Below are 26,227 nucleotides of genomic sequence, written 5' to 3'. Positions count from 1 at the left end.
CCAACGCCGGCAATGTTGCCGGGACGTGAAGGAGGTGCGGCGTGCGGGCAGCGCGGAAGTCATCGGACCGGAGCAGGGTTCTCTGCGGTATCCGCACCTCGTGGAACACGATCGGCGACGGCGAGTTCTTCTGCGAGGAGTGCGGCGGGGACCGCAACTACCGCCGCCGCACCGGACGCCGCCGCTTCGCCCTCCTCGGCGTGCCGCTGCTGCCCCGGGGCAGCGCGGGCCCCGTCGTCGAGTGCGCCGCCTGCCACACCCACTTCGGTACGGACGCGCTCACCCACCCGACGACCGGCCGGTTCTCGGCGATGCTGCGCGACGCCGTCCACACCGTCGCCCTCGCCGTCCTCGCCGCCGGCGGCACCACGTCCCGCACCGCCGTCGACACCGCCGCCGCCGGAGTCCGGGCCGCCGGATTCACGGACTGTACGGCCCACCAGCTCGTCGACCTCGTCGAGGCCCTCGCCGCCGACACCGGACGCTTCCTCCCCGACATCAGCAGCGGCGGAGCGGCCCTCGCCATCGAACTCCACGAAGCCCTCGAACCCCTCGCCCCCCACCTGGCCGCCGCAGGCCGCGAATCGATCCTGCTCCAGGGCGCCCGCATCGCCCTCGCGGACGGCCCGTACAGCCCGGCGGAACGCGAGGTCCTGGGCACGGTCGGCAACGCGCTGGCGCTGTGCGCGGACGACACGGCCCGGCTGCTGGCCACGGCGCGGACTACGCCGTTGTAGGTGGGTGGGAGAGAGCGGGGCGCGTGGGCGGGTGCGTTCGGCGGGCCTTCGGGGTGGCTCCCAGGTGCTCGAAGGTCGTGCGGGCGGCGGTCAGGGCGCGGCGGGCGGCCTCGGTGTCCCCTGCCGCCCGTTCCGCCGCCGCGAGCAGCATCCGCGTCCGTGCCGCCTCGTACGGGATCCTCAGCCCCTCCCAGAGCGTCACGCCCCGCCGTAGCGGCTCCCGTGCCGCCTCGCCCTGGCTGAGCGCCCCGCGCGCGGTGGCGGCCATCGCGGCGAGCAGGGGCACGCCCCGCGCCGAGGCCAGCTCCTCCAGCTCCACGACCGCCTCCTCGGCGGCGGCACCGGGCCCGCCGACCGCGAGGTGGACCTCGACGAGGGCGGCGAGCAGGCGGGCGCGGCCGAGGACGGCGTGCCCGGGGTCGCTCTGGCAGTCCAGGGCGAGCCGCAGCCCCGCCGGCGCCGCGTCGGCACGGCCCTGGGCGAGCCGGAGCAGGGCGAGCCCCGGCTGCGGGACCCGGCCCAGCGCATGGGCGCGGGCGTACGAGCGGGCCGCCTCGTCCAGGCGGCCCTGCCGGCGCTGGAGCTCGCCGACGGCGTACGAGGCGGCGGCCGCCGTGTCGAGCGCGTCCTCCAGGACCTCCTGGCAGACCAGCCGCGCCTCCTCCTCCGCGCGCGCCCAGTCGCCGAGCAGGTCGAGCACCTCGACGTGGTGGAGGCGGCAGGCGGCGCGGAAGGGGTTGGGCGTCGCGGTGCACCAGGTCATCGCGGCACGCGTCCATTCCACCGCGCGCCCGAACTCCGCCGCGCCCCCGCACGTGTCGAGGGCCAGGCAGTACAGGAGGCCGGTGGTCATCCCGCTCAGCTCGCCGCGCGTGACGGGGCCCATCGCGGCGTCCAGCAGCGCGAGCCCCTCGGCCCGGCGGCCCCGGGTCAGGAGCAGGGCGCCCTCGGCCTGGCGGCTCAGGGCGAGCAGGTCGGGGCTGCCGGAGCGGGCGGCGAGCCGGTGCATGCGCCGGGCGGCGCCGAGCGCGGCGGCCGGGTCGTGGTGCGCCTGGGCCGCGTCGATGTCGGAGAGGGCCAGGAAGCACTGCTCGGGGCAGTCGGGCCGCCCCTCCAGGTGATGCCGGGCCCGGTGCAGCCAGCCCGCCGCGGCGACGGGCCGCCCGAGCCGCCCGTACGTGTGGTGGAGCCACCAGGCCGCGAGCCCGGCACCACGCCAGTCGCCCTCGGCGACGTGCGCGGAGTGGGCCCGCAGGCGTACGGAGACCGACTCGTCGACGCGGCCGGACCACCAGGCGGAGTCGGCGAGGGCGTCGAGATCCTGGGGGTGGAGGGGCCCGAGGGGCCCGGTGGGATGCCGGTCGGCGGCGTGAAGGCGGGCGTAGGCGGCGCCCCAGTCCGTACCGCCGACGGCTCCGATGGCCCCGACGGCTTCGACAGCTCCGACGGCCCCCACGACGTTTGTGACGCCGATGACGCCCCTGACGCCCATGACGTCACTTCCCTTCGGGCCTTGCCGGTCCTTTCAGCGTAGGACCGGCAAGGCCCGAAGGGGTGGGCGACGGGGATCAGCCCAGGTCGACGCCGCTGGCGCGCAGCATCTCGTCCCGCTCGACGATCTTCACGCGCTCGCGGCCCTGCGGCTCGCCGAGCGCCTTCTCGGCGGCGTCGAGCGCGTACCACCCCTCCCAGGTGGTGTACGCGATGCCCTTGCCCTCCAGGAAGGACACGACGGCGTCCTCCTGCGGGGACTCGGGGGCGAGGAGGCGCCCGTGGGCGTGGTCGTCGAGGAGGTTGGCGACGGTCTCGTTGGCGTCGCCCTTGGTGTGGCCGATGAGGCCGACGGGGCCGCGCCGGATCCAGCCGGTGACGTAGGTGGAGGGCAGGGGGGCGCCGCTCTCCTCGACGACCCGGCCGCCCACGTCCGGGACGGTGCCGCTGGCGGCGTCCCAGGGCAGCTTGGGCAGCTCGTCGGAGAGGTAGCCGACGGCGCGGTAGACGGCCTGGACGTCCCAGTCGGTGGTCTGGCCGGTGCCCTTCACGTTGCCGGTGCCGTCGAGCTCGGTGCGCTCGGTGCGGAGGCCGACGACCTTGCCGTCCTCGCCGAGGATCTCGGAGGGCGACTCGAAGAAGTGCAGGAAGAGCTTGTGCGGGCGGTCGCCGATGTCGCGGATGGCCCAGTTCTCGAGGGTCTTGGCGACCATGTCGGTCTGCTTGTTCTTGCGCCGCTCGGCGATGGAGCCCTCGTCGTAGTCGATGTCCTCGGGGTTGACGATGACCTCGATGGTGGGCGAGTGGTCCAGCTCGCGCAGCTCCATGGGGCTGAATTTGGCCTGGGCCGGACCGCGACGGCCGAAGACGTGGATCTCCAGCGCCTTGTTGGCCTTGAGACCGTCGTAGACGTTCGCGGGGATCTCGGTGGGCAGCAGCTCGTCGGCGGTCTTGGCGAGGATGCGGGCGACGTCGAGCGCGACGTTGCCGACACCGAGGACGGCGACCTTCTCGGCCTCCAGCGGCCAGGTGCGCGGGACGTCCGGGTGCCCGTCGTACCAGGAGACGAAGTCGGCGGCACCGTACGAACCGTCGAGCTCGATGCCCGGGATGTTCATGGCGCGGTCGGCGGTGGCGCCGGTGGAGAAGATCACGGCGTCGTAGAAGGCGTGCAGGTCGTCCAGGTGCACGTCGGTGCCGTAGTCGACGTTGCCGAAGAGGCGGATCTGCGGCTTGTCGAGGACCTGGTGGAGGGCGGTGATGATGCCCTTGATGCGGGGGTGGTCGGGCGCGACGCCGTAGCGGATCAGGCCGAAGGGGGCGGGCATCCGCTCGAAGAGGTCGATGGACACGCCCGGCTCGGCGGCGGCCTCGGACTTCAGCAGCGCGTCAGCGGCGTAGATCCCGGCGGGGCCGGCGCCGACGATCGCGACACGGAGGGGGCGGGGCATGACGGGTTTCCCTTCGCAAGCGACGTGTCGGCAGGGGCCCGCCGCACTTAGGTCACCCTAAATAATGCGCCAAGCGGATGAGTACCCGCCCCCGGTCTATGGGCTCATAAGGCGGACTTATGGGTTCCATAAGTGAATGGGGGGCCGTCGCGACACCCGCGTCACGGGGACGCGCCGACGCCGGTGGACGGACTTCCGTCGGACCGGGGTGCGCGGCAGAGGGATGGGGTGATGGGCGGGGCTTGGCGGCGGACGGCCGGTGGGGAGTGGGGCTTCAGGCCCCGGTGGTCACCCTGGGGGTGCACAGTCCGGTCTCCCGGGCCTCGATGGGGCGGGAGCTCGTGTGACGGGAGAGGTGGCGAGCAGCCCTCCCCATGCCCGAAGTGCGGGTGGCCTCGGGTGCGAACATCGCCGGCCCGCCGTGACACGGCGCAACCGCCATCGGGGTCCTCCCTCGACGGCGGTTGCGTCGTGTCTCAGTTCAGCCGGGTGGTGGCGTACGCCTCGATGGCGTCGCGCTGGTACGCGGCCAGGCCGGGAACGATGGCCTCGTAGGCGGCGCGCCACGTCTCGTTGTCGACGATGGAGCGTCCGATGGCCCGGTAGTCCTCGGCGGAGACAGTGCGCAGTTCGGTCAGTGCCCGGTACTGGGCGTCGATTTCGGCCTGGACCGGGGCGGCGTCGGCCGGGTGGCCCGCGGCCATGAGTTCGGCCAGCCGGATCATCTGCGCGGTGCGCTCGCGGTGCGCGGCGTCGGCGTCGGCCTGGCTCATCGTGGCGGCGCGTCGTGCGACCCCCTCGGCGAGTTCGGGGAAGTCGCGCATGTTTTCCTCGTACTGGGAAGGCGTCACGCCCTCGAAGAGGTTCTCCGGTCGGTTGATGGTCATGGGGTTGCCGTCCTTCCTGGACTGCTCCAGTTCGGCGATCGTGCGGGAGACGGTGCCGGCCAGGGCGTCGAGCCGGTCCCGCTCCGTGAGGAGGCGCTGGCGGTGGCCCCGAAGGGCATCCACCTCGTCGACCTGTTCGGACAGGATCCGGCCGATCTCCGGCAGGCCGACGCCCAGGGCCCGCAGCACGAGGATCTGTTGCAGCCGCAGGAGCTGGTGCTCCTCGTAGTAGCGGCGCCCATTGGCGCCGATCCGGGCCGGCGGCAGCAGGCCCGTCTCGTCGTAGTGGCGCAGTGTCCGGGCGGTCACGCCCGACATCCGGGCCACCTCCGCGATCGGCCAGTCCATCACGACTCCTGCACGTGTGTCGCCGGGCCGGTGTCTCCGGCCCTGGTCACGACGGTAGGAGCTGCCGCAACGGCAGCTTCAACCCCGAGAGCCAAGATCCTCGCAAAGGCCGAGCCGGGCGGCCCGGACGCCCTCGGCGTCCAGCCGGCGCGGGTGACATCGGCTTGGGGGGGTTCTGGCTCTTCATTCCGAGCCGGCCGCTCCGGGCCCACCGGGGTCGTGCGCCGCCTTGCTCCGGGCTCGCAGGGCCGCGACTTCGTCCCGTAGCTCGGTCAGTTCCCGGTGCAGGGCCTGAATGGCGACGATGGCCACCCCGTTGGCGTCGGTGCAGCAGATCGTCCTGTCGTTCTCACCCACCCCGAACGCTTTCCACCAGTCCTGCGCCATGGGGCCCAGGTGGCGTACGTGCGGAGGGTCCCAGTGATACCGCCACGTGCTGACCGGCAGCCGTACCACCTGCTCCAGCACCTGGTAGCCGTTGACCGGATCGCTGCCGCACACCGCCCCCGACACGGCCCCCGACGCCAGTCCGGCCGCGGAATCACCCTGCCGAAGGCGCCTCCTGACCGGGGTCGGCGTCCACACCCTGGCCAGGACCCCCCTCAACCGCCAGCCGCTCATCGCTCCCAGACCACCGCGGTGACCTCGGTCTTCAGCCCTCGATCCGAGAAGAGCAGGCTGCCACCACCGCCGCGGTTGTCGGGGTGGTCCACCGGCAGCTGGACAAGGCCGTTCCCCAGCCCGCTGACGTGAGCGGTCTCACCAACCGCCGTGAGGTCGTGGTCCTGGTTGATCATCGTGGTGTCGTAGGCGGCATTTCCGACCGCCAGAACGTTCGTGCTCGCCACGGCCGGGACGCTCAAGGCGCCGGTGCAAGTAGCCGCCGTGGCCGACAGCACCAGCAGGCGACGGGTAACGCGCTTCGTGGACATGGGGCATCCTTCCGGCCGGGACGCCGAATGCATCCGCGACACCCCTAACGGCCTAACGCCCCAAAAGGCACGTGGACTTCCGCACACGCGCTATTCCCCGTCGAAGCACAGGCAGAAGGGGTGTCCGGCCGAGTCGAACAGCGCCTGGACGTTCTCCTGCGGCTGGGAGTCCGAGACGGAGCCGAAACGCTTCACGAACCGCTGGGGCGGCACGTCACCCCAGGGCTCCCGGGACCTCTGCACGTGCTTCGACCAGTCGACGCCCCACCCTCGAGCCCGGGTCGGCTTCCATGCCGAGCGGCAGGACACGTCCGCACCCGGCTGGCGACACCTGCTGCACCTGATCGACGAGGCGGCCGCCGACAGACGCGAAGAGTTCCGCCCGCTGACCGAACTGCCCCCGGAGGAAAGGCGCCAGATCATCACCCTGCCGCCGAGCATCGCCAAGCTGACGGCGGTGAGGCACCTCGTGCTCTACGGCAGCAACCTGGTCCGGATCCCGCCCGAGATCGGGGCGATGACCAGCCTGGAGGAGTTCACCCCGTACACCTCGTACCGGCTGCACTGGCTGCCGTACGAGATAACGCGCTGCCGGAAGCTGACCCGCAGCACGGTGAGCACGCGCGCGCTGTTCGGCAACCACAAGCTGCGAGCCCCCTTCCCGAAGCCCCGCCCCGCGCCGGCCTCGGTCGCGGACCTCGATCCGGGCGACCTGGACGCCCGGCGATGGGGAGCCACCGCGATCCGCAACTGCAGTGTCTGCGACGGCCCGATCGAGCACGGCGAACTCCATCCGGTGTGGATCTCCCTCCGCGTCGCGACCGACGTACTCCCTCTCCTGGCCAACGCCTGCTCACCGGCTTGCGTAGCCGCCCTCCCATGCCGCGCAGCCCCAACCAACCGAACTCCGCCCACCGGCCCCGGCCGCCAACCCGACGCCCCCACCCACTCACCCGACGGGCAAGGCACGGCCCCGGCCGATACCCGGCCTCCCCACCCACCGGCCCGACGGCCGCCGATCGGCATCCGCCACTACCCGGCATGGTCGCGTGGCCGCACCAGAAGCCCACCCGCAACACCCGCCACGACCGCCCTACCTGGAGCCGGGCGGCCCGACCAGTGGCCCTGAATGGCGAGTTGATCCCTCGGCGTGCTGTTGGCAGGGTGGATAACAAGAGGTCCGGCGCGTTATTGTCCACCCTGCCGATAGCGGGCGCGGGCGAGGCAGGAGCGTGAGGGTGCATGGCGATCAAGCGGCGGCGGCGGACTCCTGAGGAGGCGCGTGCCGAGATTCTCGACGCCGCCACCGACCTCATCGCCCGGCACGGGCCCGACGGCGTCGGCCTGCGCCGGGTCGCCGAGGCCGTCGGTGTCACGCACGGGCTCGTCACCCACTACTTCGGTACCTACGCCGCCCTCGTCCGCGCCGTCCTCCAGCGCGAGAACGAGCGCAAGCGCGACCTCGTGCGCGAACGGCTCCAGGCCGACGGCCGCGTCCCGTACGCCGACGGCATGACCCGCGTCCTCTTCGAGATCCTCGGCGACGAGCGGTACGTCCGGCTCTGGGCCTGGTCCCAGCTCCACGACTGGGAGGGCGGCAACGCCCCCGACGCCCCGACCCACCTCTCCCGCCTCGTCGACGCCATCGAGGACGGTGTCCGCACGGTGCTCCCCGGGCCCGACGGCCCGGACCGCGAGCGGATCGAGATGGTCGTCCTCCTCGCCATGTCCGGCGCGTACGGCTACGCCCTCGGCCGGCGTTACTGGCTCACCGACCTCGGTCACGACCCCGACGCCCCGGGGCGCGACGACACCTACCGCACCGCCCTCTCCTCCGCGCTCGCCGCCTACCTCCAAGGGTTGACGCCATGACACAGCACGAGCTCGACATCCTCGCCTCCGACCAGGAGCGGTACGCCGCCGAGGAGCGGCTGCGGTCCGCCGTCGAGAACGGCCGGCTCCCGCTCGACCAGCTCTCCCCCCGCCTCGACGAAGTGCACGCCTCCCGCACCCGAGGCGACCTCGAAGCCGCCTGCCGCGACCTCCCCGCGCCCGGCCCCCGCGACGCCCTCGTCGTCGACCGCGCCCCCACCTCGGGCAGCTTCGTCGCCGGCGTCTTCGGCGGCTTCCACCGCAAGGGCCAGTGGGTCGTGCCCCCGCGCATGACGCTCTGGTCCATGTGGGGCGGCGGCCAGGTCGACCTCACCGAGGCGCGCTTCAGCAGTCACGACACGGTGATCCGCGCCGTCGCCCTCTGGGGCGGCACCAAGATCTTCGTCCCCGAGGACGTCGACGTCGACGTCCGCGGCTTCGGGCTCTTCGGCGTCTTCGACAAGCGCGCCGCCCGCCGCACCACCACGCCCGGCACCCCCCGCGTCGTCATCAAGGGTCTCGCCCTCTTCGGCGCGGTCGTCACCCGGACGAAGAAGGCCGGGTAACCGGTCGGTCAGACACTGCCGCCCATGACGCCCATCAGGCAGATCACGCCGATCGTCGCCGCCCACAGCGCCAGCGAGCCCAGCGCCACCAGCACCCGCACCACCACCGGGTAGACGCCGACCGCCACCCCGGGGTCGTCCGGGCGGTAACTGATCTCGATCCGGCTCGCGTACCCCTGCCGCGCGTACGTGTGGGACACGCCGTTCTGATCCGTGTACGCGTACACCCCCGACTTGCCGTACGGGCTCGTCCGCACCGCCGTCACCGTGATGCCGCGCCGCGTTGTATAAGCCGTTGGGGGAGCGTCGGCGAACTCCATCAGTCAGCTTTCTGCAAGTCCGTTCGAAAATACCGCCGGTTTGTAGCACCTGGTCGATTCTCTGCGCCACGTCCAGCTGTGGCTTCCGGATCCCCTGCTCGAACAGGCCGATGTACGAACCCGACACGAACACCCGTCCGGCCAGGTCGTTCCGCGAAAGCCCCGCCGCCTCCGGCGCTCCTTCAGGAGGTCGCCGAAGAGCTCTCAAGCGCCCTGCCGGTCGCCGTTGGCCTGGGTTAACTCCTGGCTCCTACACCGCACTTGTAGCCCCAGAGCGTCTCCCGATTCTACGGATCTGCCCCCACGCTTGACGGAGTAAGCGGGGAAATGGATTCGGAAAGGGATGCGTTGGTGAAGAACGAAGACAGCACACGGCAGCCGACGATTGCCGAGGCGGCCGACGCGGTGGCGGAATTGCGGGGCGTGCTCGGGCGGCTGCGAATCGTGCTTCCCTCTCTCGGGCTCGACGCGCTCACTCTCGCCGCCGAGCCGCCCCGGCCGCTGCCCATCGGCGGCGGGCGTGAGGGGGACTGCGAGCCGGAGGGGGTGCGGGTCGCCACGGCCGCCGAGCGGCTGAGCGCGGCGACGGCGCACGCGAACGCGCGGAGCCGGGGCGAGGTGTCCTGAGGGGGCGGCCCCGGGCCCGCGGGTAGGCGTGAGGGCGTCCCGGGCCGCGACAGGGGTGAGGGCGGCCCACGTCGCTCCCCCCGTACGGGAGAATGGCTCCATGAGTCTGTTCCGCGACGACGGCATCGTGCTGCGCACCCAGAAGCTGGGTGAAGCGGACCGCATCATCACGTTGCTCACGCGCGGTCACGGACGCGTACGCGCCGTCGCGCGGGGGGTGCGGCGGACCAAGTCGAAGTTCGGGGCGCGGCTCGAACCGTTCTCGCACGTCGACGTGCAGTTCTTCGCCCGGGGGAGTGAGCTGGTCGGGCGTGGGCTGCCGTTGTGTACGCAGAGCGAGACGATCGCCGCGTACGGCAGTGGGATCGTCACCGACTACGCCCGGTACACGGCGGGGACCGCCATGCTGGAGACGGCGGAACGGTTCACCGATCATGAGGGCGAGCCGGCCGTGCAGCAGTATCTGCTGCTGGTGGGCGGGCTGCGGACGCTGGCGCGGGGTGAGCACGCGCCGCATCTGATCCTCGACGCGTTCCTGCTGCGCTCGCTCGCCGTGAACGGGTACGCGCCCAGTTTCAATGATTGCGCCAAATGCGGACTTCCCGGTCCCAATCGGTTCTTTTCGGTCGGTGCGGGCGGAGTCATATGCGGCGACTGCCGGGTGCCCGGAAGCGTCGTACCCTCTGCGGAGGCCGTAGGACTGCTCAGCGCGCTGCTCACCGGCGACTGGGAGACGGCGGACGCGTGCGAACCGCGTCACGTCAGGGAGGGCAGCGGCCTCGTGTCCGCCTATCTGCACTGGCACCTGGAGCGCGGGCTGCGCTCGCTGCGGTACGTAGAGAAGAGCTAGGAGATCCATCGCCATGGCCATCGCACGACTTCTCGGGCGCCAGCGCCGGGAGTACAGCACCCCCGAGCCGCACCCGTCCGGCGCCCGTCCGCCGAAGCTCCAGTCGGAGCTCGTGCCCGAGCACGTCGCGATCGTCATGGACGGCAACGGCCGCTGGGCCAAGGAGCGCGGGCTGCCGCGCACCGAGGGGCACAAGGTCGGCGCGGAGCAGGTGCTCGACGTGCTCCAGGGCGCGATCGAGATGGGCGTGGGCTCGATCTCGCTCTACGCCTTCTCCACCGAGAACTGGAAGCGCTCGCCCGAAGAGGTGCGCTTCCTGATGAACTTCAACCGCGACTTCATCCGCAAGTCCCGCGACCAGCTCGACTCCCTCGGTGTGCGGGTGCGCTGGGTGGGCCGCATGCCGAAGCTGTGGAAGTCGGTGGCCAAGGAGCTCCAGATCGCGCAGGAGCAGACCAAGGACAACACCAAGCTCACGCTGTACTTCTGCATGAACTACGGCGGCCGTGCGGAGCTGACCGACGCGGCGCAGGCGCTCGCCGAGGACGTCAAGGCGGGCCGGCTCGACCCCTCGAAGATCACCGAGAAGACGATCCAGAAGTACCTGTACTACCCGGACATGCCGGACGTCGACCTCTTCCTCCGCCCCAGCGGGGAGCAGCGCACCTCGAACTACCTGATCTGGCAGAGCGCGTACGCCGAGATGGTCTTCCAGGACGTCCTGTGGCCCGACTTCGACCGCCGTGACCTCTGGCGGGCGTGCGTCGAGTTCGCCCAGCGCGACCGGCGCTTCGGCGGCGTGGACCCGGCGGACCTCGCCGTGCTCGACAAGGGCTGAGCCCGCGGGGACGCGCGTACGTGCGCAGACGAGAGGCCCGCACCGAAGGATTTCGGTGCGGGCCTCCCGTATGTCAGGTCACCGGGTCAGGGTGTCCGTCAGGTCACTTCGTCGCGCACTCCGCGCAGGTGCCGAAGATCTCCACCGTGTGCGCCACGTTCACGAAGCCGTGCTCGGACGCGATGGTCTCCGCCCACTGCTCCACGGCCGGGCCCTCCACCTCGACGGCCTTGCCGCAGACGCGGCAGACGAGATGGTGGTGGTGGTCGCCGGTCGAACAGCGCCGGTAGACCGTCTCGCCGTCGCTGGTGCGCAGCGCGTCCACCTCGCCCGCGTCCGCGAGGGACTGGAGCGTGCGGTAGACGGTGGTGAGGCCGACGGAGTCGCCGCGGTGCTTCAGCATGTCGTGCAGCTCCTGGGCGGAGCGGAACTCGTCGACCTCGTTCAGCGCCGCCGACACTGCGGCCCGCTGCTTGGTCGAACGGCCTCGTACGGGGGGTCCTGCCGTCACCACGGGGGCCTCCTTGAATCTTGTCTGCCCCCGCCATTCTGCCAGCCCCCCGCCCCCCGGGGCCCGGACCGAGCTCAGACCTTCACGTCGTCGGCGGGGCGCCGGGCGCCGGGAAGCTCGGCGTCGCACTCCCGCGCGGCGGTCTCGGAGGCGCGGGCGCGGCGCCGGGCGAGCGGGGTGGCGAGGATCGTGAGGGCGATGAAGACGCCGATCGCGAGGAGCACGATCGTCGCGCCGGGCGGCACGTCCTGGTAGTACGAGGTGACCGTGCCGGCGAGGGTGGTGCCGGTGCCGATGACGACCGCGAGCACGAAGGTCGTGCGGAAGGACCGGGACAGCTGCTGGGCGGCGGCCACCGGGACCACCATCAGCGCGCTGACCAGGAGCAGGCCGACGACCCGCATGGCGACCGTGACGGTCACGGCGGCGGTGACCGCGATGAGCAGGTTGAGGAACCGCACCGGCAGGCCGGTGACGCGGGCGAACTCCTCGTCCTGGCTGACCGCGAAGAGCTGGCGGCGCAGGCCGACGGTGACGAGGACGACGAACGCGGCCAGGATGCCGATGGCCGTGACGTCCTCGGCGGAGACCGTCGACAGGGAGCCGAACAGGAACGAGTTCAGGTTGGCGTTGGAGCCGGTGGGCGACAGGTTGATCAGGAGGACGCCGCCGGCCATGCCGCCGTAGAAGAGCAGCGCGAGGGCGAGGTCGCCGCGGGTCTTGCCGTACGCGCGGATCAGCTCCATCGCGACGGCGCCGACGACGGCGACGGCGGTGGCCATCCACACGGGGCTGGTGTTCAGCAGGAAGCCGAGGCCGACACCGGTCATGGCGACGTGGCCGATGCCGTCGCCCATCAGGGCCTGGCGCCGCTGGACGAGGTAGATGCCGACGGCGGGCGCGGTGATGCCGACGAGGACGGCGGCGATGAGCGCCCGCTGCATGAAGGCGAGCTGGAGGAATTCCATGGGGCAGCTTTCCTAGATCCTCAGGGCCTCAGGTCAGCAGACCGGTGCGGAGCGGCTCGTCGGCCGCGTGCGGGTGGACGTGGTCGTGGCCGGGCAGCGCGTGCTGGCCGACGGCCTTCGGCGGCGGGCCGTCGTGGACGACGCAGCCGTCGCGGAGGACGACCGCCCGGTCGATCAGCGGCTCCAGCGGGCCGAGTTCGTGCAGGACGAGCAGGACGGAGGTGCCGCCGGCGACCTGTTCGCGCAGGGTCGCGGCGAGGATCTCCTGGCTGGCGAGGTCGACGCCGGCCATCGGCTCGTCCATGATCAGCAGCTCGGGTTCGGAGGCGAGCGCGCGGGCGATGAGCACGCGCTGGTGCTGGCCGCCGGAGAGGGCGGAGACGGAGTCCTTGGCGCGGTCGGTCAGGCCGACGAGGGCGATGGCCCGGTCGACGGCGGCCCGGTCGGCCTTGGTGGTGAGGCCGAAACGGCGCCGGGAGAGCCGGCCGGAGGTGACGACCTCGCGGATGGTGGCGGGCACGCCGCTGGCGGCGGTGGTGCGCTGCGGCACGTAGCCGACGCGCGCCCAGTCGCGGAACCGCTTCTGTTCCGTGCCGAACAGCTCGATGCTGCCGCCGGTCAGCGGCACCTGGCCGATGACGGAGCGGACGGCGGTCGACTTGCCGGAGCCGTTGGCGCCGAGCAGGGCGACGACCTCACCGCGCCCCACGGTGAGGTCGACGCCGCGCAGGACGGGGCGCGAGCCGAGGGCCGCGGTGGCTCCGCGGACGGAGATGACGGGGCCGTCGTGCCCGGGTGCGCTCACGGGTGCCTCCTGCTGTCCCTGCTGGGTGGGTTTCACTTCGCGCCGAGGGCCTTCTGGAGCGCGGCGAGGTTGGACCGCATGACCTGGATGTAGTCAGCGCCCTTGGACGTGGCCGTGATTCCCTCAAGAGGGTCGAGCACGTCGGTCTTGAGGCCGGTGTCGGCCGCGAGGGCCCTGGCGGTCTTGTCGCTGGCCAGGGTCTCGAAGAAGACGGTGGAGACCTTGTCCTTCTTCGCGATGTCCTGGAGTTCCTTGACGCGGGCGGGGCTCGGCTCGGACTCGGGGTCGATGCCGGTGATGCCCTCCTGGTCGAGGCCGTAGCGCTCGGCGAGGTAGCCGAAGGCGGAGTGGGTGGTGATGAAGGTCCTGGTGGTGGTGGTCTTCAGACCGTCCGCGAACTCGGTGTTCAGCGCGCCCAGCTTCTTGACGAGGGCGTCGGTGTTCTTCCGGTAGTCGGCGGCGTGGTCGGGGTCGGCCTTCTCGAAGGCGGTGCCCACGCCCTTGGCGACCTCGGCGTACTTCACGGGGTCGAGCCAGATGTGCGGGTCGGCGCCGGCCTCGGACGTGTGGTCGTGGCCGTGGTCGTGACCGGCTTCCTCGGCGGCGTGGTCGTGGCCGGAGGAGGTGCCGTGGTCCTCCAGCTTGGTGAGGGTGGCCGCGTCGACGGTGTTGGCGACGCCGGCCTGGGCGATGGCGTCGTCGACGGCGGGCTGGATGCCCTTGAGGTAGAGGATGACGTCGGCCTCGCCGAGCGCGCCGATCTGCTTCGGCTTGAGCTCCAGGTCGTGCGGCTCGACGCCGGGCTTGGTGAGGGTGTCGACGGCGACGTGGCCGCCGCCTATCTGCTCGGCCAGGTACTGCATGGGGTAGAACGACGCCACCACGTCCAGCTTGCCGCCGCTGCCCTTGCCGGCCGCGTCCGAGGTGCCGGAGCAGGCGGTGAGGGTGACGAGGCCGAGCGTGACGGCTCCGGCGAGGGCGGCGGTGGGTATCAGACGGCGTACGTTCATGACACTCATTTTCAACAAAGATGGAAACGGTTGTCAATTGCCGAACGCTTCGTCCCGCTGTGTTCCCGAGCACTCCGGGCCGGAGCGGAACCGATTTGATACGGGGGGTGCGGGCGCCGGTAACCTGAGGCATTCGCACTTCGTCGTCGTAATGAAGAGAGCACCGTGGCCGCCGACAAGATCGACACCATCGTCAGCCTGAGCAAGCGCCGTGGCTTCGTCTACCCGTGCAGCGAGATCTACGGTGGCCAGAAGGCCGCCTGGGACTACGGACCGCTGGGTGTCGAACTCAAGGAGAACATCAAGCGTCAGTGGTGGCGCTACATGGTCACCGCGCGCGAGGACGTCGTCGGTCTCGACTCGTCCGTCATCCTGGCCACCGAGGTCTGGGAGGCGTCCGGCCACGTCGCCACCTTCAGCGACCCGCTGACCGAGTGCACCTCCTGCCACAAGCGCTACCGCGCCGACCACCTGGAGGAGGCGTACGAGGAGAAGCACGGCCGCCTCCCCGAGAACGGCCTCGCCGACCTCAACTGCCCCAACTGCGGCAACAAGGGCACCTTCACGGAGCCCAAGCAGTTCTCCGGCCTGCTGGCCACGCACCTCGGCCCGACCCAGGACACCGGCTCCGTCGCGTACCTGCGTCCCGAGACCGCCCAGGGCATCTTCACCAACTTCGCCCAGGTGCAGACCACCTCGCGCAAGAAGCCCCCGTTCGGCATCGCGCAGATGGGCAAGTCCTTCCGGAACGAGATCACTCCGGGCAACTTCATCTTCCGCACGCGCGAGTTCGAGCAGATGGAGATGGAGTTCTTCGTCAAGCCGGGCGAGGACGAGCAGTGGCAGGAGTACTGGATGCAGCAGCGCTGGAACTGGTACACCGGCCTGGGTCTCCGTGAGGAGAACATGCGCTGGTTCGAGCACCCGGAGGAGAAGCTCTCCCACTACTCGAAGCGCACCGCCGACATCGAGTACCGCTTCTCCTTCGGCGGCAGCGAGTGGGGCGAGCTGGAGGGCGTCGCCAACCGCACCGACTACGACCTGAACGCCCACTCCAAGGCCTCCGGCGCCAACCTCACGTTCCTGGAGCAGGAGACGGGCGAGCGCTACACGCCGTACGTCATCGAGCCGGCGGCCGGTGTCGGCCGCGCCATGCTCGCCTTCCTGCTCGACGCGTACATCGAGGACGAGGCCCCGAACGCCAAGGGCGTCATGGAGAAGCGCACCGTGCTGCGCCTCGACCACCGCCTGGCCCCGGTCAAGGTCGCCGTCCTGCCGCTGTCCCGCAACGCGCAGCTCTCGCCGAAGGCCAAGGGCCTCGCGGCCGACCTGCGGCAGAACTGGAACATCGAGTTCGACGACGCCGGCGCCATCGGCCGCCGCTACCGTCGCCAGGACGAGATCGGCACCCCGTACTGCATCACCGTCGACTTCGACACCCTCGACGACAACGCGGTGACGGTGCGCGAGCGCGACACCATGAAGCAGGAGCGCGTCTCCCTCGACCAGATCCAGGGCTACCTGGGCAGCCGCCTGCTCGGCTGCTGAGTCAGGCGCACGTACGGGAAAGCCCCCGGTTCCGTCTCGGAACCGGGGGCTTTCCCGCGTCGTACGGTGCCGGGCGTGCCTACGGGCGCAGGCCGCGCAGCAGGAGGCCGACGACCGACTCGAACTCCGCCTCGATCGCGGGACGCCGCCACTCCGGCGCGTAGGCCGGGTCGTGGAAGCGGGCGGTGGCGTGGAAGAGCGCGCGGGCCGTGGCGTCCGGGTCGGCGGCGGTGAACTCGGCCTCCCGGGCGCCCTCCTCGACGATCGAGCGGACCTGGCCGATCAGCACGTCGATGTGCTGGTCCACCACGCCGCTGTTCTCGTCGATGAGCACGCCGTAGGTCGCGAACAGCTCCGGATCGTCGCCCGCCTTGTGCCGCTTGGCCTCGAAGAGGGTCGCGAACCAGGAGTGCAGCTTCTCCGGCGCCGGCCGCCCCGGGGCGCCGGTCAGCTCGGCGAGGGCGACCTCGGTGCGCGAGAGCCAGCGCTCGGTGACCGCCTCGCGCAGCGCCGCCTTGGTGCGGAAGTGGCGGTAGACGCTGCCGTGGCTGACGCCGAGCACCCGGGCCACGTCCACGACGGTCGCCTTCGCGGGGCCGTAGCGGCGCAGCACCTCCTCGGTGGCTTCGAGGATGCGCTCTGCGGTCAGGGTTTCGGTGGCGGCCATGGAACCGACACTACCGGTCAGTGCTCGCTGTCCAGGTGGGCCATCTGGGCCTCCGGATAGCGCGCGCCGGCCGCCGCGCCCGCCGGGACGGCCTCCTCGATCGCCGCCAGGTCGGCGGCGTCGAGCGTCACGTCCACGGCACCCAGCGCCTCGGCGAGGCGGTCCCGGCGGCGGGCGCCGATCAGCGGGACGATGTCGGCGCCGTGGCGGGCCCCCTGGGCGAGGACCCAGGCGATGGCGGTCTGGGCGACCGTCACGCCCTTGGCCTCGGCGACCTCACGGAGCCGGTCCACCAGGTCCAGGTTCCGCGCCAGGTTGTCGCCCTGGAAGCGGGGGGACATGCCGCGGAAGTCGCCCGCGCCGAGGGCGCGGTCCCGGGTGAAGTGGCCGCTGATCAGGCCGCGGGAGAGGACCCCGTAGGCGGTGATGCCGATGCCCAGCTCGCGGGCGGCGGGCAGGATCTTCTCCTCGATGCCGCGGGATATCAGCGAGTACTCGATCTGGAGGTCGGCGATCGGGGCGACGGCCGCCGCCCGGCGCAGGGTGTCGGCGCCGACCTCGGAGAGGCCTATGTGCCGGACATGGCCCGCCTCGACCAGCTCGGCGATGGCGCCGACGGTCTCCTCGATCGGCACGTCGGGGTCGACGCGGGCGATCCGGTAGATGTCGATGTGGTCGGTGCCGAGGCGCTGGAGCGAGTACGCCGCGAAGTTCTTCACCGCGGCCGGGCGCCCGTCGTACCCGGTGAAGCCGCCCTCCACCGTGCGCAGCGCGCCGAACTTCACGCTGATGAGGGCCTGCTCGCGGGCGGCGGCGGGGGCGGTGCGCAGCGCCTCGTTGATCAGCAGCTCGTTGTGCCCCATGCCGTAGAAGTCGCCGGTGTCCAGCAGGGTGACGCCGGCGTCGAGGGCGGCGTGGAGGGTCGCGATCGACTCGGCGCGGTCGCTCTCGCCGTACAGCGCGGACATGCCCATGCAGCCGAGGCCGAGGGTGGAGACCCGGGGGCCGGTCGTGCCGAGCGGGCGGGTGGGGAGAGGAGTCGTGTGCGTCGTCATGCCACAACCATGGCATGACCGATGACAGATTTCAATATCTGTCATTCACTCTTTCGGGTTCGTTCGGTTCGTTCGGTCCGTTCGGGATCCCTGGATTTCCTCTTTCACTTCACCGAGCGGGGCAGGCGCAGGCTCAGCAGCAGCGTCAGCACCACCACGCCCAGCTGCACCAGCAGCGTCGTGGTCAGCGCCGCGCCCATCGCGGCCGGCGAGGAGGACAGCGACAGGAAGAGCGAGCCGAGCGTCGCCACGCCCAGCGCCATCGCCGACTGCTGGGTGGTCACCATGACCCCGCTGCCCACGCCCGCCTGCTCGCCCGGCACCTCCGAGAGCACCACCCGGAACAGCACCGGCAGCTGAAGCCCCTGGCCGAGGCCCGCGACCGCCATGCCCGGCAGCAGGTCCGCCACCGAGAGCTCCGACCAGCCGTGCCCCACGGCCCAGGCGATCAGCGCGATCCCCGTCGCCTGGAACACCGCGCCCGCCGTCACGACCCTGGTGCCCCAGCGCCGTACCAGCCGAGGACCGGCCAGCGAGGCGGCGAAGAACGCCACCGCCATCGGCACCAGCGCCAGACCCGAGGCCACCGCGCCCATCGCCAGGCCCTGCTGGAGCGCCACCGCGATCACGAACATGAAGCCGCTGAAGCCGCCCGACAGCGGCAGCACCACGGCCAGCCCCCGGCGCAGCGAGACCAGCTCAAGCAGGCGCGGCGGCACCAGCGGCGTCCGGCCCCGGCGGTCCGCCCGCACCTCGACCCACCAGAACGCCCCGGCCGCGAAGGGGAAGACGCCCAGCGCCAGCCAGGTCCACAGCGGCCAGCCCGCCGCCCGGCCCTCGGTCAGCGGGGCGAGCAGCGTCAGCAGGCTCAGCGCCAGCAGCAGCGTGCCCGGGACGTCCACCGGCGCCGGCCGGTCCGAGCGGGTCTCGGGCACGGAGCGGGCCGCGAGCAGCAGTCCGAGCAGCGCCACCGGCACGTTGACCAGGAAGATCGACCGCCAGCCGCTGCCCGCGACGTCGGCGGCGACCAGCACACCGCCCAGGATCTGGCCGGCCACCATCGCGAGGCCCGCGGTCGCCCCGTACAGGCTCAGCGCCTTCGCGTGCCGGGCGCCCGACGTCGAGGAGTGAATGGTCGCGAGGACCTGCGGCAGCATCAGGGCCGCCGCGGCACCCTGTGCCACCCGGGCGCCGACCAGGGTCCAGGCGTCCGGGGCGAGCCCGCAGGCGAGCGAGGTCAGGCCGAAGGCCGCCATCCCGGCGAGGAAGAGCCGGCGGCGCCCGAAGAGGTCGCCGAGCCGTCCGCCGAGCACGAGCAGCACCGCGTACGACAGGCCGTAGCCCGCGACCACCAGCTCCAGGAGCGCCGGTCCCGCGGCGAGGTCGTGGTCGATGGTCGGCAGGGCGACGTTGACGATGAAGAAGTCGATCAGGGGCAGTGCCGCGCCGAGCAGCACGGTGAACAGGCCGAGCGTGCCGAGGACCGGCCGGGCGTGGTCGACGACCGGGGAGGTACGGGCAGGGGTGGATGTCGTAGTCACGCATCCGACGATCGGCCCTCGCTCAACCTGGTACCAGAGTCTCTTTATCCTGGTACAAGCAGTACCTGGCAACGGGCTGAGCGCCCCGGCACCCTGGGAGCATGACGGTCATGACCACCGACCCGGCGATCGGAACCCCCGGCGAGCCCGACATCCGCCGCCACGAGCTCGCCGGCTTCCTGCGCAGCCGCCGCGAGCGGATCAGCCCCGAACAGGCCGGCCTCCCGCGCGGGCGCCGCCGCCGCACCCCGGGGCTGCGCCGCGAGGAGGTCGCCCAGCTCTCCGCCGTCGGCGTCACCTGGTACACGTGGTTGGAGCAGGCGCGGCCCATCCAGGTCTCCCCGCAGGTCCTGGACGCCCTCGCCGGCGCCCTGCTGCTCGACCCCACCGAGCGGAACCACCTCTTCGCCCTCGCCGGGCAGACCGACCCGCACCCCGAGACCCCGTGCCCGGCCGTCACGCCCGCGCTGCGCCGGCTCCTCGACCAGCTGGAGCCGGTCCCCGCCGCCGTGCAGAACAGCCGCTACGACTTCCTCGCCCACAACCGCACCTTCGGCCGGCTCTTCTGCGACCTGGACGCGCTGCCCCGCGAGGAGCGCAACAGCCTCTGGCTGGCCTTCACCAACGACGACTTCCGCGCCGCCGTCACCGACCTGCCCGAAGTCCTCACCTCGCTCGCCGGCAAGCTGCGCGCCGCCATGGCCGAGCACCTCGCCGAACCCGCCTGGAAGGAGCTGGTGCACCGGCTCCGTACGGCCTCTCCGGAGTTCCGCGAGCTGTGGGCGCGGCACGACGTCGTCGACCAGTCCGGCCGGACCAAGCTCATCCGCAACGCCCACGTCGGGCTGCTCAGGCTGGAGCACACCAACCTGTACCTCGGCCCCGCCGCAGGGCCGCGGCTCGTGACGTACGTCCCCGTCGACGAGGCGAGCCGGGCCGGAGTCGAACGGCTCCGGGAGCTGATCCTCGCGGAGGAGGCGGCCGCGGCGGCACAGCCCGGGGAAGCAGCAGCAGCCGCCGCCCCCGCCTCCGCCGCCGCTCAGGGCGAGGACGCCCTCGCCGTCGCCTGAACCTCGCCGTCCTCCGTCGCGAGCCGCGCCGCCGTCCGTTCCGCCGTCCCGCGCGCCCACGCCCCGCTGGTCAGCGCCCCGGCGACGAGCACGCACAGGCCGCAGCCGGTGATGATCCAGTAGGCCGGCCCGCTCGCCGCCACGAAGGCGTCGAGGTCGCCCGTGGCCGTCGCGTACGAGGAGGAGGCGAGCCCCGCGCTCAGTAGCGCGCCCGCCACCGCGACCCCCAGCGTCTGGCCGGTCTGGCGGCTCGTGGACGCCACGGCCGCGGCCACCCCGGCCTGCGCGCGGGGCATCCCGGACACCGCGGTGGTGGTGATCGGCGCGTTCACCATGCCGAAGCCGATGCCGAAGACCACGTACCCGGTGAAGAGCAGCGGTGTGCTCGTCTCCGCCTCGAAGGCGGCGAACAGCAGGGAGCCGGCCGCCATCGCCGCCCCCGAGACCAGCAGCGAGGGGCGTGGCCCGCGCGCCCCCACCAGGCGCCCGGACAGCGGAGCGAAGACGAAGGTCATCGCCGCCATGGGCAGCATGAAGAGCCCCGCGTGCAGGGCCGAGAGGCCCCGGACGTCCTGGAGGTAGAGCGTGTTGAGGAAGAGGAAGCCGCCCAGCGCCGCGAAGGCGCTGACCGCTATCACCGTGGCCCCGCTGAACGGCGCGCTGCGGAAGAACCGCAGGTCGATCAGGGGCTCGCGGCGGCGCGGCTCGTAGAGCAGGATCCCGGCGAGCGCGCCCGTCGCCACCGCCGCGAAGAGCGGGCTGGTCTCGATGATCGCGTACGTGAGGGAGCCGAGCAGCAGCGTCACGAGGACCTGGCCCACCGGGTCCGGGCGCCGGGGGCGGGGCGCGCGGGACTCGGGGACGTACCGGAGGGTGAGGAGCAGCGCGGTCAGGCCGATGGGCAGGTTGACCCAGAAGATCGCCCGCCAGCCGACCGACTCGACGAGCAGGCCGCCGACCAGCGGGCCCGCCGCCAGGGAGATGCCGACGACGGCGCCCCAGACGCCGATGGCGCGGGCGCGTTCCGCCGGGTCCGTGAAGGTGTTGGTGATGATCGACATGGCGACCGGGTTGAGCATCGAGCCGCCGACCGCCTGCACCATCCGGAACGCGACCAGCGCCTCCAGGCTGGGCGCGAGGGAGCAGAGCAGCGAGCCGAGGACGAAGAGTACGAGCCCGGTGGTGAAGACCCGGCGGCGTCCGATCCGGTCGGCGGTGGAGCCGGAGAGCATCAGCAGCGAGGCGAGCACCAGGGTGTAGGCGTCGATGGTCCACTGCAGTCCGGAGACCGAGGCGTCCAGCTCGCGCCGCATGGACGGGAGCGCCACGTTGAGGGCGGTGTTGTCCAGGCTGACGATCAGCAGGCTCAGGCAGCAGATGCCCAGGACCAGCAGCCTGCGGCGCCGGGGGAGCGGGGCGGCGGCGGGCCGCTGGGGTGTGAGCTCGGACATGTGCGGATAGTACGGCTGTCTAACGACCTCCGCGGTGCGCGACAATGGGCGGATGACCGCGTTCTCCCCTCTCGCCATCGGGCCCCACATCGTGCAGCCGCCGGTGGTGCTCGCGCCGATGGCCGGCATCACCAACGCCCCTTTCCGCACCCTCTGCCGTGACTTCTCCGGCGGGAAGGGGCTGTTCGTGAGCGAGATGATCACGACGAGGGCGCTGGTCGAGCGCAATGAGAAGACCATGCAGCTCATCCGCTTCGACGAGACCGAGAAGCCGCGCTCGATCCAGCTGTACGGCGTCGACCCGGTGACCGTCGGCAAGGCCGTCCGCATGATCGTGGACGAGGACCTGGCGGACCACATCGACCTGAACTTCGGCTGCCCGGTGCCCAAGGTGACCCGCAAGGGCGGCGGCTCGGCCCTCCCGTACAAGCGGCCGCTGCTGCGGGCGATCCTGCACGAGGCCGTGACCAACGCCGGCGACCTGCCGGTCACGATGAAGATGCGCAAGGGCATCGACGACGACCACATCACCTTCCTGGACGCCGGGCGGATCGCCGTCGAGGAGGGCGTCACCGCGATCGCCCTGCACGGCAGGACCGCGGCCCAGCACTACGGCGGCACGGCCGACTGGGACGCGATCGCGCGGCTCAAGGAGCACGTGCCGGAGATCCCGGTGCTCGGCAACGGCGACATCTGGTCCGCCGACGACGCCCTGCGCATGATGCGCGAGACCGGCTGTGACGGCGTGGTCGTGGGCCGTGGCTGCCTCGGGCGCCCCTGGCTCTTCGGGGACCTGGTGGCCGGCTTCGAGGGGACCGGGGAGTACGCGCAGCCGGGGCTGCGGGTGGTCGCGGACACGATGGTGCGGCACGCGCGTCTGCTCGGGGAGTGGCTGGGTGACGAGTCGCGCGGTGTCGTCGACTTCCGCAAGCACGTCGCCTGGTACCTGAAGGGGTTCTCGGTCGGTTCGGAGATGCGCAAGAAGCTGGCGATCACCTCGTCGCTGGACGAACTGAGCGCTCAGTTGAGCGAGCTGGACCTGGACCAGCCCTGGCCGGTGGGTGCGGACGGTCCGCGCGGCCGTACGTCCGGAAATGGGCGGGTTGTCCTGCCGGAGGGCTGGCTGAAGGACCCGTACGACTGCGCCGGAGTGAGCGAGGACGCGGAGCTGGACACGTCCGGCGGGTGAGATGAGGCCGTGATTCGGGCCCTTCCTGGCGAGTGATCCTCGCCACCCTTGATAGGGGTAGCGCTCAGATGAGCAGGTTACGGGCCCGTCTCCCGTTTGAAGGGTGGCACGGAGTGCCACCCTTTTTGCGTTCAAGAGTTGAACGCAAATGCTCTTTTGGGCGCTCATGTGAGCAGCGAATCTCTGGAATGAGTCAACTCGGCTTCGGGGTGTGAAAGCGGAAGCTACCGATCAGTTACTTTCGATGTGCTGGCGGACGGGTGGTTAAGACCGGATGACCGGTAGGCGTACCTCCCCAGAAGCCTTCGATCTGGGTATGTTCCTCGCCGTCAGGGCAGCCAACCGAGTCATCGAGGAGTCGGGACCCGTGTCGGAAATTAATGATCAGAAGTTCGTGTACGACTTCACCGAGGGCAACAAGGACCTCAAGGACCTGCTCGGTGGCAAGGGCGCGAACCTGGCCGAGATGACCAACCTCGGTCTGCCGGTCCCCCCCGGCTTCACGATCACGACCGAGGCCTGCAAGGTCTACCTCGAGAGCGGCTCCGAGCCGGCCGAGCTCCGCGACGAGGTCAGCGCGCACCTCGACGCCCTCGAGCGCCAGATGGGCAAGAAGCTGGGCCAGGCGGACAACCCGCTGCTCGTCTCGGTCCGCTCCGGCGCCAAGTTCTCCATGCCCGGCATGATGGACACGGTCCTCAACATCGGCCTCTCCGACGTCTCCGTCGAGGGCCTCGCCCAGCAGGCCGACAACGCGCGCTTCGCCTGGGACTCTTACCGCCGTCTCATCCAGATGTTCGGCAAGACCGTCCTCGACGTGGACGGCGAGCTCTTCGAGGACGCCCTCGACGAGGCCAAGGCCGCGAAGAAGGTCACCAGCGACACCGACCTGGACGCCGCCGACCTGAAGAAGCTGGTCGAGCACTTCAAGAAGATCGTCAAGACCGCGACCGGCCGCGACTTCCCGCAGGACCCGCGCGAGCAGATGGACCTCGCGATCGAGGCCGTCTTCAACTCCTGGAACACCGACCGCGCGAAGCTGTACCGCCGCCAGGAGCGCATCCCGGGCGACCTCGGCACCGCCGTCAACGTCTGCTCGATGGTCTTCGGCAACCTCGGCCCCGACTCCGGCACCGGCGTCGCCTTCACCCGCGACCCCGCCTCCGGCCACGCCGGCGTCTACGGCGACTACCTGCAGAACGCGCAGGGCGAGGACGTCGTCGCCGGCATCCGCAACACCGTGCCGCTCGCCGAGCTCGAGTCGATCGACAAGACGTCGTACGACCAGCTCATGCAGATCATGAACACGCTGGAGACCCACTACAAGGATCTCTGCGACATCGAGTTCACCATCGAGCGCGGCCAGCTCTGGATGCTGCAGACCCGCGTCGGCAAGCGCACCGCCGGTGCCGCCTTCCGCATCGCCACCCAGCTCGTGGACCAGGGCCTGATCGACGAGGCCGAGGCGCTCCAGCGGGTCAACGGCGCCCAGCTCGCCCAGCTGATGTTCCCCAAGTTCGACGAGCACGCCAAGGTCGAGCAGATCGGGCGCGGCATCGCCGCCTCCCCGGGCGCCGCCGTCGGCAAGGCCGTCTTCGACTCGTACACGGCCGTCAAGTGGTCCCGCTCCGGCGAGAAGGTCATCCTCATCCGCCGTGAGACCAACCCGGACGACCTGGACGGCATGATCGCCGCCGAGGGCATCCTCACCTCCCGCGGCGGCAAGACCTCGCACGCCGCCGTCGTCGCCCGCGGCATGGGCAAGACCTGCGTCTGCGGCGCCGAGGAGCTCGAGGTCGACACCAAGCGCCGCCGCATGACCACCGCCTCCGGCGTGGTCATCGAGGAGGGCGACGTCGTCTCCATCGACGGCTCCACCGGCAAGGTGTACGTCGGCGAGGTGCCCGTCGTCCCGTCCCCGGTCGTCGAGTACTTCGAGGGCCGCATGCACGCCGGCGCCGACGACGCCGACGAGCTGGTCCAGGCCGTCCACCGGATCATGGCCTACGCCGACCGCGTCCGCCGCCTGCGCGTCCGCGCCAACGCCGACAACGCCGAGGACGCCTCGCGCGCCCGCCGCTTCGGCGCCCAGGGCATCGGCCTGTGCCGCACCGAGCACATGTTCCTCGGTGAGCGCCGCCAGTACGTCGAGCGGCTCATCCTCGCCGACACCGACGAGGAGCGCGAGGAGTCGCTGAAGGCGCTGCTCCCGCTGCAGAAGCAGGACTTCGTCGAGCTCTTCGAGGCGATGGACGGCCTGCCCGTCACCGTCCGGCTGCTCGACCCGCCGCTGCACGAGTTCCTGCCCGACATCACCGAGCTCTCGGTGCGCGTCGCCCTCGCCGAGGCCCGCAAGGAGCCGCACGAGAACGACCTGCGCCTGCTCCAGGCCGTGCACCGGCTGCACGAGCAGAACCCGATGCTGGGTCTGCGCGGCGTCCGCCTCGGCCTGGTCATCCCCGGTCTGTTCACCATGCAGGTCCGCGCCATCGCCGAGGCCGCCGCCCAGCGCATCGACGCCAAGGGCGACCCGCGCGTCGAGATCATGATCCCGCTCGTCGGCACCGTCCAGGAGCTGGAGCTGGTCCGCGAGGAGGCCGAGGAGGTCATCGCCGAGGTACGGGCGCAGACCGGCATCGAGCTCAAGCTGGCCCTGGGCACCATGATCGAGCTGCCGCGCGCCGCCGTGACCGCCGGTCAGATCGCCGAGGCCGCCGAGTTCTTCTCCTTCGGCACCAACGACCTGACCCAGACGGTCTGGGGCTTCTCCCGCGACGACGTGGAGGCCAGCTTCTTCACCGCGTACCTGGAGAAGGGCATCTTCGGCGTCAGCCCCTTCGAGACCATCGACAAGGACGGCGTGGGCGCCCTGGTCCGCAGCGCCGTCGAGGCCGGCCGTGCCACCCGCCCCGACATCAAGCTGGGCGTCTGCGGCGAGCACGGCGGCGACCCGGAGTCGGTGCACTTCTTCCACGAGGTGGGCCTCGACTACGTCTCCTGCTCGCCCTTCCGGATCCCGGTGGCGCGCCTGGAGGCCGGCCGCGCGGCGGCCGAGGCGAAGGGCAGCGACAGCCGCTGACCCGCTGACCACCGGAGCCGCCGCTCGTCCCCGACCCTCAAGACCGATGGGTGGCGGCTCCGGTTCGCAAGAGGGGCGGGGCGGACACCTTGTGCGGAGGTGTCCGCCCCGTCGTATTTCGTCCCGGGTGTGGCGTTACATGATCGTTGGGCAAATGTGAGTTCCTGTTCAAGTCCATGCTCGAATGCGGGGCATTGGATTATTGGACATTGAACGACAATGAGCGCTGTCGAACGACGTTCTAACGCCGTTGAACTTTCGCAAAGAATGAGACAGGCGCGACCTCCGGATCCCCACCCGGAGGCCGCGCCCATTTTTCATCGGGCAGGTGAGCCGCAACCTCGCCGACCGCCGCCGGACGAGACGAAGCCCCCCACGGTCTTCGCCACGTCACCTCGGTCCTGAAGGTTTCCT

General features: G+C 71.3%; 26 protein-coding genes and 1 pseudogene. 11 read left to right on the top strand and 16 right to left on the bottom strand.

The window, feature by feature from the left end:
- Window positions 1-41: 41 nt before the first annotated feature.
- On the top strand, window positions 42-737 hold the full coding sequence (locus ACZ3ZE_RS03665; protein ID WP_361163296.1) for a tellurite resistance TerB family protein: 696 nt from the start codon (window positions 42-44) through the stop codon (window positions 735-737).
- Here ACZ3ZE_RS03665 and ACZ3ZE_RS03660 read toward each other — a convergent pair.
- The 6 genes from ACZ3ZE_RS03660 to ACZ3ZE_RS03635 form a co-directional block, all read right to left on the bottom strand.
- Window positions 724-2,229: a LuxR family transcriptional regulator gene (locus ACZ3ZE_RS03660; RefSeq protein WP_467257219.1), complete on the bottom strand. Its 1,506-nt coding sequence runs from the start codon at window positions 2,227-2,229 to the stop codon at window positions 724-726. The two genes, ACZ3ZE_RS03665 and ACZ3ZE_RS03660, sit on opposite strands and share 14 nt — an antisense overlap.
- Window positions 2,230-2,305: 76 nt before the next feature.
- The gene (locus ACZ3ZE_RS03655; RefSeq protein WP_361163300.1) at window positions 2,306-3,679 is read right to left on the bottom strand and encodes an FAD-dependent oxidoreductase; all 1,374 of its coding nucleotides are present in this window, start codon (window positions 3,677-3,679) and stop codon (window positions 2,306-2,308) included.
- Window positions 3,680-4,155: 476 nt separating this feature from the next.
- Window positions 4,156-4,914 carry a MerR family transcriptional regulator gene (locus ACZ3ZE_RS03650; protein ID WP_361163302.1) on the bottom strand — a complete coding sequence of 253 codons (759 nt, stop codon included), beginning with the start codon at window positions 4,912-4,914 and terminating at the stop codon, window positions 4,156-4,158.
- 183 nt (window positions 4,915-5,097) lie between these two features.
- The gene (locus ACZ3ZE_RS03645; protein WP_361623988.1) at window positions 5,098-5,427 is read right to left on the bottom strand and encodes a tail fiber domain-containing protein; all 330 of its coding nucleotides are present in this window, start codon (window positions 5,425-5,427) and stop codon (window positions 5,098-5,100) included.
- 104 nt (window positions 5,428-5,531) lie between these two features.
- The gene (locus ACZ3ZE_RS03640) at window positions 5,532-5,846 is read right to left on the bottom strand and encodes a hypothetical protein (protein WP_467257218.1); all 315 of its coding nucleotides are present in this window, start codon (window positions 5,844-5,846) and stop codon (window positions 5,532-5,534) included.
- A gap of 90 nt (window positions 5,847-5,936) precedes the next feature.
- Entirely contained in the window at window positions 5,937-6,089 is a 153-nt protein-coding gene (locus ACZ3ZE_RS03635; RefSeq protein ID WP_467257217.1) for a hypothetical protein, read from the bottom strand.
- A gap of 214 nt (window positions 6,090-6,303) precedes the next feature.
- On the opposite strand from ACZ3ZE_RS03635, the gene ACZ3ZE_RS03630 reads away from it, so the two are divergent.
- The 3 genes from ACZ3ZE_RS03630 (at window position 6,304) to ACZ3ZE_RS03620 (ending at window position 8,284) form a co-directional block, all read left to right on the top strand.
- Complete coding sequence (locus tag ACZ3ZE_RS03630) at window positions 6,304-6,975, top strand: hypothetical protein (RefSeq protein ID WP_467257215.1); 672 nt, start codon at window positions 6,304-6,306, stop codon at window positions 6,973-6,975.
- 113 nt (window positions 6,976-7,088) lie between these two features.
- On the top strand, window positions 7,089-7,718 hold the full coding sequence (locus tag ACZ3ZE_RS03625) for a TetR/AcrR family transcriptional regulator (protein WP_361163310.1): 630 nt from the start codon (window positions 7,089-7,091) through the stop codon (window positions 7,716-7,718).
- Window positions 7,715-8,284: a DUF1707 SHOCT-like domain-containing protein gene (locus ACZ3ZE_RS03620; RefSeq protein ID WP_361163312.1), complete on the top strand. Its 570-nt coding sequence runs from the start codon at window positions 7,715-7,717 to the stop codon at window positions 8,282-8,284. The genes ACZ3ZE_RS03625 and ACZ3ZE_RS03620 overlap by 4 nt, the downstream gene beginning before the upstream one ends.
- 8 nt (window positions 8,285-8,292) lie before the next feature.
- Here ACZ3ZE_RS03620 and ACZ3ZE_RS03615 read toward each other — a convergent pair whose 3' ends face one another.
- Together ACZ3ZE_RS03615 and ACZ3ZE_RS03610 are read right to left on the bottom strand one after the other, a co-directional pair.
- Window positions 8,293-8,604, bottom strand: coding sequence for a hypothetical protein (locus tag ACZ3ZE_RS03615; RefSeq protein WP_467257214.1), 312 nt, complete (start codon window positions 8,602-8,604; stop codon window positions 8,293-8,295).
- Window positions 8,594-8,790 (bottom strand): annotated as a pseudogene (locus ACZ3ZE_RS03610) (helix-turn-helix domain-containing protein); the annotation flags it as partial. The gene ACZ3ZE_RS03615 and the pseudogene ACZ3ZE_RS03610, both read right to left, overlap by 11 nt.
- Before the next feature lie 165 nt (window positions 8,791-8,955).
- Between ACZ3ZE_RS03610 and ACZ3ZE_RS03605 the strand changes: the two are divergent.
- From ACZ3ZE_RS03605 to ACZ3ZE_RS03595, 3 genes are all read left to right on the top strand, one after another.
- A complete protein-coding gene (locus ACZ3ZE_RS03605; RefSeq protein WP_467257212.1) occupies window positions 8,956-9,231 on the top strand; it encodes a hypothetical protein in 276 nt (91 codons plus the stop codon).
- 100 nt (window positions 9,232-9,331) lie between these two features.
- Entirely contained in the window at window positions 9,332-10,081 is a 750-nt protein-coding gene (gene recO, locus ACZ3ZE_RS03600; protein ID WP_361163316.1) for a DNA repair protein RecO, read from the top strand.
- Between the two features lie 13 nt (window positions 10,082-10,094).
- Window positions 10,095-10,919, top strand: coding sequence for an isoprenyl transferase (locus ACZ3ZE_RS03595; protein ID WP_361163318.1), 825 nt, complete (start codon window positions 10,095-10,097; stop codon window positions 10,917-10,919).
- 103 nt (window positions 10,920-11,022) lie between these two features.
- Here ACZ3ZE_RS03595 and ACZ3ZE_RS03590 read toward each other — a convergent pair whose 3' ends face one another.
- From ACZ3ZE_RS03590 to ACZ3ZE_RS03575, 4 genes are all read right to left on the bottom strand, one after another.
- Complete coding sequence (locus ACZ3ZE_RS03590; protein ID WP_329420434.1) at window positions 11,023-11,433, bottom strand: Fur family transcriptional regulator; 411 nt, start codon at window positions 11,431-11,433, stop codon at window positions 11,023-11,025.
- Between the two features lie 71 nt (window positions 11,434-11,504).
- A complete protein-coding gene (locus ACZ3ZE_RS03585; protein ID WP_467257210.1) occupies window positions 11,505-12,398 on the bottom strand; it encodes a metal ABC transporter permease in 894 nt (297 codons plus the stop codon).
- 28 nt (window positions 12,399-12,426) lie between these two features.
- On the bottom strand, window positions 12,427-13,203 hold the full coding sequence (locus ACZ3ZE_RS03580) for a metal ABC transporter ATP-binding protein (protein ID WP_361163322.1): 777 nt from the start codon (window positions 13,201-13,203) through the stop codon (window positions 12,427-12,429).
- A 32-nt stretch (window positions 13,204-13,235) separates the two neighbouring features.
- Window positions 13,236-14,213, bottom strand: coding sequence for a metal ABC transporter substrate-binding protein (locus tag ACZ3ZE_RS03575; protein ID WP_467257208.1), 978 nt, complete (start codon window positions 14,211-14,213; stop codon window positions 13,236-13,238).
- 165 nt (window positions 14,214-14,378) lie between these two features.
- Between ACZ3ZE_RS03575 and ACZ3ZE_RS03570 the strand changes: the two genes are divergently transcribed.
- On the top strand, window positions 14,379-15,761 hold the full coding sequence (locus ACZ3ZE_RS03570; protein ID WP_361163326.1) for a glycine--tRNA ligase: 1,383 nt from the start codon (window positions 14,379-14,381) through the stop codon (window positions 15,759-15,761).
- A 79-nt stretch (window positions 15,762-15,840) separates the two neighbouring features.
- Here the strand turns inward: ACZ3ZE_RS03570 and ACZ3ZE_RS03565 are convergent, their stop codons facing one another.
- The 3 genes from ACZ3ZE_RS03565 to ACZ3ZE_RS03555 form a co-directional block, all read right to left on the bottom strand.
- A complete protein-coding gene (locus ACZ3ZE_RS03565; protein WP_361163328.1) occupies window positions 15,841-16,428 on the bottom strand; it encodes a TetR/AcrR family transcriptional regulator in 588 nt (195 codons plus the stop codon).
- 17 nt (window positions 16,429-16,445) lie between these two features.
- Entirely contained in the window at window positions 16,446-17,483 is a 1,038-nt protein-coding gene (locus tag ACZ3ZE_RS03560; protein WP_363291195.1) for an aldo/keto reductase, read from the bottom strand.
- Window positions 17,484-17,587: 104 nt separating this feature from the next.
- Window positions 17,588-19,024 carry an MFS transporter gene (locus ACZ3ZE_RS03555; RefSeq protein WP_467257206.1) on the bottom strand — a complete coding sequence of 479 codons (1,437 nt, stop codon included), beginning with the start codon at window positions 19,022-19,024 and terminating at the stop codon, window positions 17,588-17,590.
- A 101-nt stretch (window positions 19,025-19,125) separates the two neighbouring features.
- On the opposite strand from ACZ3ZE_RS03555, the gene ACZ3ZE_RS03550 reads away from it, so the two are divergent.
- Entirely contained in the window at window positions 19,126-20,094 is a 969-nt protein-coding gene (locus ACZ3ZE_RS03550; protein WP_363291197.1) for an MmyB family transcriptional regulator, read from the top strand.
- On the opposite strand, the gene ACZ3ZE_RS03545 is transcribed toward ACZ3ZE_RS03550, so the two are convergent.
- Window positions 20,064-21,545: an MFS transporter gene (locus ACZ3ZE_RS03545; RefSeq protein WP_467257204.1), complete on the bottom strand. Its 1,482-nt coding sequence runs from the start codon at window positions 21,543-21,545 to the stop codon at window positions 20,064-20,066. The genes ACZ3ZE_RS03550 and ACZ3ZE_RS03545 overlap by 31 nt on opposite strands.
- A 52-nt stretch (window positions 21,546-21,597) precedes the next feature.
- Between ACZ3ZE_RS03545 and dusB the strand changes: the two genes are divergently transcribed.
- A complete protein-coding gene (dusB, locus tag ACZ3ZE_RS03540) occupies window positions 21,598-22,734 on the top strand; it encodes a tRNA dihydrouridine synthase DusB (protein ID WP_361163336.1) in 1,137 nt (378 codons plus the stop codon).
- 367 nt (window positions 22,735-23,101) lie between these two features.
- Window positions 23,102-25,813 (top strand): pyruvate, phosphate dikinase, encoded by a 2,712-nt coding sequence (gene ppdK, locus ACZ3ZE_RS03535; RefSeq protein ID WP_361164664.1) that lies wholly within the window; start codon window positions 23,102-23,104, stop codon window positions 25,811-25,813.
- Window positions 25,814-26,227: the final 414 nt, after the last annotated feature.

It is taken from the genome of Streptomyces sp. NPDC023157, assembly GCF_055560575.1.
The sequence above is the reverse complement of the archived record's forward strand: the minus strand, read 5'-3'. Positions and strand labels throughout refer to the sequence as shown.

Bases quoted from the DNA above. Each gene is read 5' to 3' on its own strand.
- ACZ3ZE_RS03625 (WP_361163310.1), top strand. From the start codon at position 7,089: ATGGCGATCAAGCGGCGGCGGCGGACTCCTGAGGAGGCGCGTGCCGAG.
- ACZ3ZE_RS03620 (WP_361163312.1), top strand. From the start codon at position 7,715: ATGACACAGCACGAGCTCGACATCCTCGCCTCCGACCAGGAGCGGTAC.
- ACZ3ZE_RS03595 (WP_361163318.1), top strand. From the start codon at position 10,095: ATGGCCATCGCACGACTTCTCGGGCGCCAGCGCCGGGAGTACAGCACC.
- ACZ3ZE_RS03565 (WP_361163328.1), bottom strand. From the start codon at position 16,428: ATGGCCGCCACCGAAACCCTGACCGCAGAGCGCATCCTCGAAGCCACC.
- ACZ3ZE_RS03560 (WP_363291195.1), bottom strand. From the start codon at position 17,483: ATGACGACGCACACGACTCCTCTCCCCACCCGCCCGCTCGGCACGACC.
- recO (WP_361163316.1), top strand. From the start codon at position 9,332: ATGAGTCTGTTCCGCGACGACGGCATCGTGCTGCGCACCCAGAAGCTG.
- ACZ3ZE_RS03650 (WP_361163302.1), bottom strand. From the start codon at position 4,914: ATGGACTGGCCGATCGCGGAGGTGGCCCGGATGTCGGGCGTGACCGCC.
- ACZ3ZE_RS03655 (WP_361163300.1), bottom strand. From the start codon at position 3,679: ATGCCCCGCCCCCTCCGTGTCGCGATCGTCGGCGCCGGCCCCGCCGGG.
- ACZ3ZE_RS03585 (WP_467257210.1), bottom strand. From the start codon at position 12,398: ATGGAATTCCTCCAGCTCGCCTTCATGCAGCGGGCGCTCATCGCCGCC.
- ACZ3ZE_RS03550 (WP_363291197.1), top strand. From the start codon at position 19,126: ATGACGGTCATGACCACCGACCCGGCGATCGGAACCCCCGGCGAGCCC.
- ACZ3ZE_RS03660 (WP_467257219.1), bottom strand. From the start codon at position 2,229: ATGGGCGTCAGGGGCGTCATCGGCGTCACAAACGTCGTGGGGGCCGTC.
- ACZ3ZE_RS03640 (WP_467257218.1), bottom strand. From the start codon at position 5,846: ATGTCCACGAAGCGCGTTACCCGTCGCCTGCTGGTGCTGTCGGCCACG.
- ACZ3ZE_RS03545 (WP_467257204.1), bottom strand. From the start codon at position 21,545: ATGTCCGAGCTCACACCCCAGCGGCCCGCCGCCGCCCCGCTCCCCCGG.
- dusB (WP_361163336.1), top strand. From the start codon at position 21,598: ATGACCGCGTTCTCCCCTCTCGCCATCGGGCCCCACATCGTGCAGCCG.
- ACZ3ZE_RS03575 (WP_467257208.1), bottom strand. From the start codon at position 14,213: ATGAACGTACGCCGTCTGATACCCACCGCCGCCCTCGCCGGAGCCGTC.
- ACZ3ZE_RS03615 (WP_467257214.1), bottom strand. From the start codon at position 8,604: ATGGAGTTCGCCGACGCTCCCCCAACGGCTTATACAACGCGGCGCGGC.